We start from the raw sequence: 6,631 nt of genomic DNA, 5'->3' as shown, positions 1-6,631 counted from the left end.
CCCCCCCCCCCCCCCCCCCCCCCCCCCCCCCCCCCCCCCCCCCCCCCCCCCCCCCCCCCCCCGCCCCCCAGGTGAACAAGAGGTTTGTTGGGGGTCAGGCCTTGCGGCCGACGCTGTAGGCGGCGGCGTGGAGGCGGACCTTGTTCAGGTAGGGGGTGGACTGGTTGTAGGTGAGCAGGGCTCGCTGCCAGCCTTCGGGGGTGGTCAGGTTGCCTCCGCTGGCGCACAGGTAGCGGGCGGCGGTGAGGGCGGCATCGTCGATGTTGTCGGGGTCGGCGACGCCGTCACCGTTGGCGTCGGCGCCCCAGCGCTGCCACGTTTCGGGGAGGAACTGGAACGGGCCCTCCGCACGCACATAGACGGGCTCGCCCGCGCGGGCGGTCTCGTGCTCGTCGACGATTCGCGCCACGCCCGGCGATCCGTCCAGCGGCACACCGCGGATGGGCGGGCTCACCTGGCCGTCGGACCCCAGGCGGGAACCGCCGTGGCTGCCGTGTTTGCTCTCCACGCGAGCGATGCCCGCGACCGTGGTCCAGCCTATGCCGCAGTCGGGGCGGGATCGGGCCAGCACGGCCGCGGCGTAGCCGTAGGCCTCGAGCGCCACGACCGGGATGCCGAGCGCGTCGGACTGCTCGTCGGCCCACTCGCGCAGCTGTCCGGCGCTGCGGCCGGGGGCGTCGAGATCGATCGGGGGGACGGGAGTACCCACGCCGGGCGGGATGCCCTCCGGAATGGGCGGGAGCTGCTGCACCTCCCCGCACCCGGACAGCACGACGGCCGCCGCGACGACGCCGAGCAGGGCGGCGCGGACCTTCCGAGCGGTTCGAGCACCGGCCTTCTTCGGACGCACCTCTCCATCATCCAGATATCCGGGCGATGGCGGTTGTGTGGGACTCCGAGTCCCACGTATTCTCGAAGGGAGTCGAGGTTCAGGAGGCACCGATGACGTTGTCCGACACCATGCACACCGGCCCGATAACGCCCGAGTACGCGGAGGCGTTGGCGGCTCTGTCCGAGGGATCGGTGCATCGGCATTTCGACCCGTATCTCGACATCGATTGGGACGGGCCGGAACTCGCGATCGACCCCGACGACCCGCGCTGGGTGCTCGATCCCGAGATCGACCCGCTCGGCGCCACCCGCTGGTACCGGGAGTTGCCGCTGCACCAGCAGATCGAGATCGGCAAATGGCGGATCTCGAACGTGATCAAGGTGGGGGCGGCATTCGAGAGCGTGCTGATCCGCGGGCTGATGCAGTACATCATGAAGCTGCCCAACGGATCTCCCGAGTTCCGGTACTGCCTGCACGAGATGACCGAGGAGTGCAACCACATCCAGATGTTCCAGGAGCTGGTGAACCGCGTCGGCGTGGACGTGCCCGGGATGCGGCCGGTGTTCCGGGCGCTGTCGCCGCTGATCGGGGTGGCGGGCGGATACGCGCACGTCATCCTGTTCATCGGCATTCTCGGCGGCGAGGAGCCGATCGACCACTACCAGAAGGCGGTCATCCGCGCCGAGGCCAATATGCCGCCGGCGGTCCTGCGCACCATGCAGATCCACATCGCCGAGGAGGCGCGGCACATCTCCTTCGCCCACGAGTACCTCACCGCCCACATCGAGCGGATGGGTCTGCCCGGAAAAGCGGTGTGCGCCTTGGCGTTCCCGCTCGCGATGCGGTGGCTGGCCGGCGAGATCATGACGCCGCCGCGGTCGTTCGCCCGGCAGTTCGACATTCCGCGCGAGGTGATCAAGGAGGCGTTCTGGCGCGGTCCCGCCTCGCGCAAGATCCTCTCGGGTTACTTCGACGACGTGCGCAAGCTGGTCGATGATCTCGGCCTCATGCCCGCCCCCGCCAAGCTGCTCTGGCGAGCGCTGAACATCGATGGCGCGCCCTCGCGTTATCGCAGCGAACCGGCGCGCCGGGCGGCGTGAGCGGCAGCACTCATCGGTCCGGTGCGGCCAATGCCTCGATCAGCTGGAGAAGGGGCTGGTCGGGGTCGAGGGTGAGGTGGTGCGTGCGGGCGACGCCGTCGAGGATGCTCCAGGCGTAGCTCGCTACCTCGGCGATCAGGGCGGCGCGGTCGAGCGCGGGGTCCGGTTCGTGGGCCCAGCGCGTGACGGTGGCCTCGACCATGGCGACGATGGCGAAGGTCATGGTGTCGATGACCGGCGGGTCGGCCACGCCGACGGCGCCGGCGAGCCCGGACACCAGCCCGTTGGCGCGGCCGGTGATGGTGATCATCAGGCCGCTCAGCGCGTCGCGGTCCTCGGGGCCGTCCGCCGCGGGGCCGGTGCGCAGGAATTCGTGTTGGCGCGGATGGTCGCCGATCCAGTCGACGACCACGCCGACCGCGCGGGCCAAGATCTCCGCGATGGACCCGGCGCCGATGTCCAGCGCGGCGTCCAAGGCGTCGGTGAAGCGCTCGGCGATGGTGGTCCGAACCCGACGATCGAGCTCCTCGCGGCCCGAGAACTGCCGATACAGAACGGATTTCGCCAATCCGGCCCGCGCCGCGATCTGCTGCGCCGGAATGTCCGCGCCCGCCGGATGCTCCTCCAGCAGCGCAATCGCCGCCTCGACGATCCGCTCCCGCCGCGCAGCATTATGCGGCTGCCACCGCTCCTGCCGCCCCCCAGCCGCCGCGGGCACCGCTGCTGCACTCGACACCCACCGAGTGTATGCCCCACCGTTCTCGGCCACGGACCGCTCAGCCCAGCAGGGCGGCAGTGGCAGCATGTGCCGGAGCCGAAGGACTTCGGCGACCAAGCCTGTTTCGACGATGCGGTCCGGTCGTCCAGGCCACTCAGCCCAGCAGGGCGGCGGTGGCGTCGTGTGCCGGGGCGGCGAGGACCTTGGCGACCGGGCCCGTTTCGACGATGCGGCCGGATTCGAGTACGCACATGCCGGTGCAGTAGCGGGAGACGACGTGCATGTCGTGGGTGATGACGAGCAGGGCCAGATTCCGGTCGCGGCGCAGGCTGTCCAGCAGGGTCATGATGGCGTCGGCGGTGCCGCGGTCGAGTGCCGAGGTGATCTCGTCGCACACCAGCACCGCCGGTCGCAGCGCCAAGGCCCGGGCCAGCGCCACCCGTTGCCGCTGACCACCGGACAGTTCGTGCGGATACCGCTGGGCCAGTGCGCTTTCCAGTTCCACCGTGTCCAGCAAACGCGCGACCTCGGCCATCACCTCCGGCCCGCGCACACCACCGTGCCGCCGCACCGGCCGCGACAGCGTCTGCGCCACGGTCCGACGCGGATTGAGACTCCCCGCACTGTCCTGCGGCACCAACGCCACTCGCCCCGACACCCGCACCTCCCCCACCGCGGCCCGGCGCAATCCCACCACCGCCCGAGCCAACGTCGACTTCCCCGCCCCCGACGGCCCCGCCACCGCCACCGACTCCCCCGCCGCCAACCCCAGGTCGACATTTTCGAGTACCATCCGCCGCCCGATCGACACCCCGAGCCCGGACGCCGAAAGCACCTGGGCACCAATACCTTTGGTCCCACCTGAACTTTCGCCTGCTCCACCGACCGTGCCGCCAGAACCCACCGGCACTCCGGCAGCATGCCGATCGGGCTTCACCCCCGCACCCACAGCATCCACGGGCCGATGCACACCATCTCCGGGCAGCGCGCCGCCGACCACCGAATCCGTAGCCGAAACCCCCACGCCGCCAGGACGTTCCGGCCCAACGACGGCCTCGCCCGGGCACGACCGGCCCGCAACATCCGAAGTCACCGACTCTTCCACGGCGAAATCGATCGAGCTATCCCCGGCGGAATCAACCGCCTTTCCGCGCACCGCACCGCGCCCGTCGCCTGTCGCGACCACCTCATCAACCAAGCCCTGCCCAACAGACGCATCACGCCCGGGATCAACAGCCTCGCTGCCTACCGCACCACGACCACCGCCCACCGCGACCACCTCATCAGCCGAGCCCTGCCCAACGGACACGTCACGGCCGGGGTCGACAGCCTTGCCGGATACCGCGCCACGGCCGTCCCCCACCACGATCGCCTCATCAGCCGAGCCCTGCCCAACGAGCGCGTCACGGCTGGAGTCGACAGCTTCGCCGGATACCGCACTACGACCGTTGCCTACCGTGATCACCTCGTCAGCCGAGCCGTGCTCGACGGGCATGTCATGGCGGAGGTCGACAGCTTCGCCATCTATCGCGTTACGACCGCTGTCTATCGCAGTCACCTCGTCGGCCGAGCTGTGCTCGACGGACGAGTCGCGGCCGGGGTCGACAACCTTGCCGGACATCGCGCTACGACCATTGCCCACCGCGGTCACCTCGCCGGCCGAACCCTGCCCGACGGACGAGTCGCGGCTGGAGTCGACAGCCTTGCCGGACATCACGTTACGACCGCTGCCTACTGCGATCACCTTGTCAGCCGAACCCTGCCCGACGGACGAGTCGCGGCTGGAGTCGACAGCCTTGCCGGACATCACGTTACGACCGCTACCTACCGTGAGCGCCTCGTCAGCCGAGCCCAGCCCGACGGACGAGTCGCGACTGGGATCGACAACCTTGCCGGACATCACGTTACGACCGTTGCCCACTGTGACCACCTCGTCGGCCAAGTCGTGCAGGGCGGCGGTGTCGTGGCCGGAGACGACGATGGTGGTGCCGTGGTCGTCGGCCAGGCTGCGGAGGAGGTGTATGACGGAGGTGCGTAGGCGGCCGTGTAGACCGGCCAGGGGCTCGTCCAGGACCAGGACCGGGGTGCGGCGGGCGAGGGCGCGGGCCAGGGCGACGCGGCGCTGCTCGCCGCCGGACAGTTCGGCCGGGCGGCGGCGCAGGTAGGACTCGGGCAGTTCCACCGCCGCCAGGGATTCCAAAGCTGTTGCGGGGTCGGATAATTCGCCCAGCAAGGAGCGGACGCGCATGGTCGGGTTCAGCGCCACGCCGGGATCCTGGCCGACGAAAGCGATCTGCTCACGCCGGAACCTCCGCAACGCGAGCGGTTCCAGGGTGAGCACTTCGTGCTCGCCGACGTGTACCACCCCGCTCGCGGTGGTGCCCGCCGGAACCTGCCCGAGCAACGCCTTCATCAGGGTCGACTTGCCGCATCCGGACGGCCCGCGCAGCGCGGTGACACCGCCCTCGGGCACCCGCAGCGAGATGGTGTCCAGCAGCGGCGCGGACGCCGCGGACACCGACAGTTCCCGGACCACGATCATGTCCGCCCCGCTTCCCGTCGTCCCAGCGCGGCCGCCAGCAGATTCACGCTCACCGCGACGATGCCGATGGCGAGGCTCGGCGCCAGCACCGCCCACGGATTAAGCAGGATCCCGGAAGCGTTGTCGCGCACCATGACCGCCCAATTCGACGCGCCGAGCGAGGTCGGCAGCCGCAGGAACGCGGCCGTCGCCACCAGGTACATGCCCTCGACGAAACGCAAGCCGAACTGCGCGAAGACCAGTTCACGCATGTTCGGAAGCATCTCGCGGAAGACCACGTAAGCGGTGGACTCCCCGCCGAGCCGCGCCGCCTCGACATACCCGGTGGCGGCCACGGGCGTCGCCGCGGCCGCGAACACCCTTGCGGAGTAAGGGATTCCGAACACGATCGCCACCAGCACCACCCCGAACGCCCCCGACTCCGGCCACGACGCCACCACCAGCAGCAGCGCCAGAACGGCCGGCAACAGGATCGCCAGATCCGCACCGCGCTCGATCACCGCCCCCAGCCGCGGCCGCAGCGCCGCCAGCGCACCCAGCACACTCGCGCACCCGGTGACCGCGACCGCGATCAACACGGCCAGCAGTATCAGCCCCCACCCACCGTGCAGCAACCGGCTGAACACGTCGTGCCCCAACCGATCCCCGCCCAACGGCGCCCCCGCCCCCGGCGCGGCAAACGGAATCCCCACGGTGGCGTCCACCGCCCGCGGCGCCACCCACGGCCCCACCGCCGCCCCCACCACCACGACCACCGCGGGCAATCCCCGCAACAGCAAGCCCCGATTCATGTCCACCCGCCCACGTCGTCACCCCCACGCACCGACCACCCGGCCTGCGCAGACACAAATCGACCCCACACGGCAAATCCCGCCACTTCCCCGCGACCCGTGTCCATCAAGGCCGGATCACCGCTGCCGGAAAGCCGCCCCACCCCCACCCAACTCTCCCCCAACCACCCCCCCCAACCCAATGTCCGAGAAACACGGCCCCCCGGCGCCACCCGCCCGTATCCAGCCCAGGCACCACCCACCCATTCATGCCCGCGCACAACCGCCACCACCCCACAACACACCCGACGCAACGCCCCCGCCAAAAGCCGCAACTTCCCCACGACAAAACCGCAGCGATACCCCATCCCCCACAACCCCACCGCCCACACCCACCGCGACACCTCCATCAACAGCCGCGCTTCACGACTCGACCGCAGTGATACTCCGCCCACCACCACCCGATCGCCCACACTCGACGCAACGCCACCGCCAACACCCACGACTTCCCGCTGCCACGACCGCAGTGACGCTCCACCCACCACCCCCCCCCCCCATGAAAACACACCACAGCCAACCGCCCCGCCGTACTCGCCACACCGACGCCCCGCTACCCCACACCCCCCCACCCCACCCCCCTCAAACCCCCCCACATACACCCCACCCCGA

The 6,631-nt window shown here is 70.3% G+C and carries 5 protein-coding genes; 1 reads left to right on the top strand and 4 read right to left on the bottom strand.

The genetic code is table 11. The features are described 5' to 3' along the window. Positions 1-94 precede the first annotated feature (94 nt). Entirely contained in the window at positions 95-850 is a 756-nt protein-coding gene (locus tag QH470_RS06550; RefSeq protein ID WP_280271366.1) for a lytic transglycosylase domain-containing protein, read from the bottom strand. A gap of 92 nt (positions 851-942) precedes the next feature. Here QH470_RS06550 and QH470_RS06545 point away from each other — a divergent pair, with 92 nt between their 5' ends. Beyond that, positions 943-1,932 carry an AurF N-oxygenase family protein gene (locus QH470_RS06545; protein WP_280271365.1) on the top strand — a complete coding sequence of 330 codons (990 nt, stop codon included), beginning with the start codon at positions 943-945 and terminating at the stop codon, positions 1,930-1,932. 10 nt (positions 1,933-1,942) lie between these two features. Here the strand turns inward: QH470_RS06545 and QH470_RS06540 are convergent, their stop codons facing one another. The 3 genes from QH470_RS06540 to QH470_RS06530 all read right to left on the bottom strand — a co-directional run bounded on the left by QH470_RS06540 (position 1,943) and on the right by QH470_RS06530 (position 5,983). Next, complete coding sequence (locus tag QH470_RS06540) at positions 1,943-2,668, bottom strand: TetR/AcrR family transcriptional regulator (protein WP_280271364.1); 726 nt, start codon at positions 2,666-2,668, stop codon at positions 1,943-1,945. Positions 2,669-2,804: 136 nt separating this feature from the next. Then, complete coding sequence (locus QH470_RS06535; RefSeq protein ID WP_280271363.1) at positions 2,805-5,192, bottom strand: ATP-binding cassette domain-containing protein; 2,388 nt, start codon at positions 5,190-5,192, stop codon at positions 2,805-2,807. Continuing rightward, complete coding sequence (locus QH470_RS06530) at positions 5,189-5,983, bottom strand: ABC transporter permease (protein WP_280271367.1); 795 nt, start codon at positions 5,981-5,983, stop codon at positions 5,189-5,191. The genes QH470_RS06535 and QH470_RS06530 overlap by 4 nt, the downstream gene beginning before the upstream one ends. Positions 5,984-6,631 lie beyond the last annotated feature (648 nt).

It is taken from the genome of Nocardia wallacei (assembly GCF_029868745.1).
Classification (GTDB): domain Bacteria; phylum Actinomycetota; class Actinomycetes; order Mycobacteriales; family Mycobacteriaceae; genus Nocardia; species Nocardia wallacei_B.
Note: the sequence above shows the minus strand (reverse complement) of the source record. Positions and strands in the feature narration are given on the sequence as shown.

Excerpts from the sequence above, each read along its gene's own strand:
- QH470_RS06545 (WP_280271365.1), top strand. The coding sequence starts at position 943 with ATGACGTTGTCCGACACCATGCACACCGGCCCGATAACGCCCGAGTAC.
- QH470_RS06535 (WP_280271363.1), bottom strand. The coding sequence starts at position 5,192 with ATGATCGTGGTCCGGGAACTGTCGGTGTCCGCGGCGTCCGCGCCGCTG.
- QH470_RS06530 (WP_280271367.1), bottom strand. The coding sequence starts at position 5,983 with ATGAATCGGGGCTTGCTGTTGCGGGGATTGCCCGCGGTGGTCGTGGTG.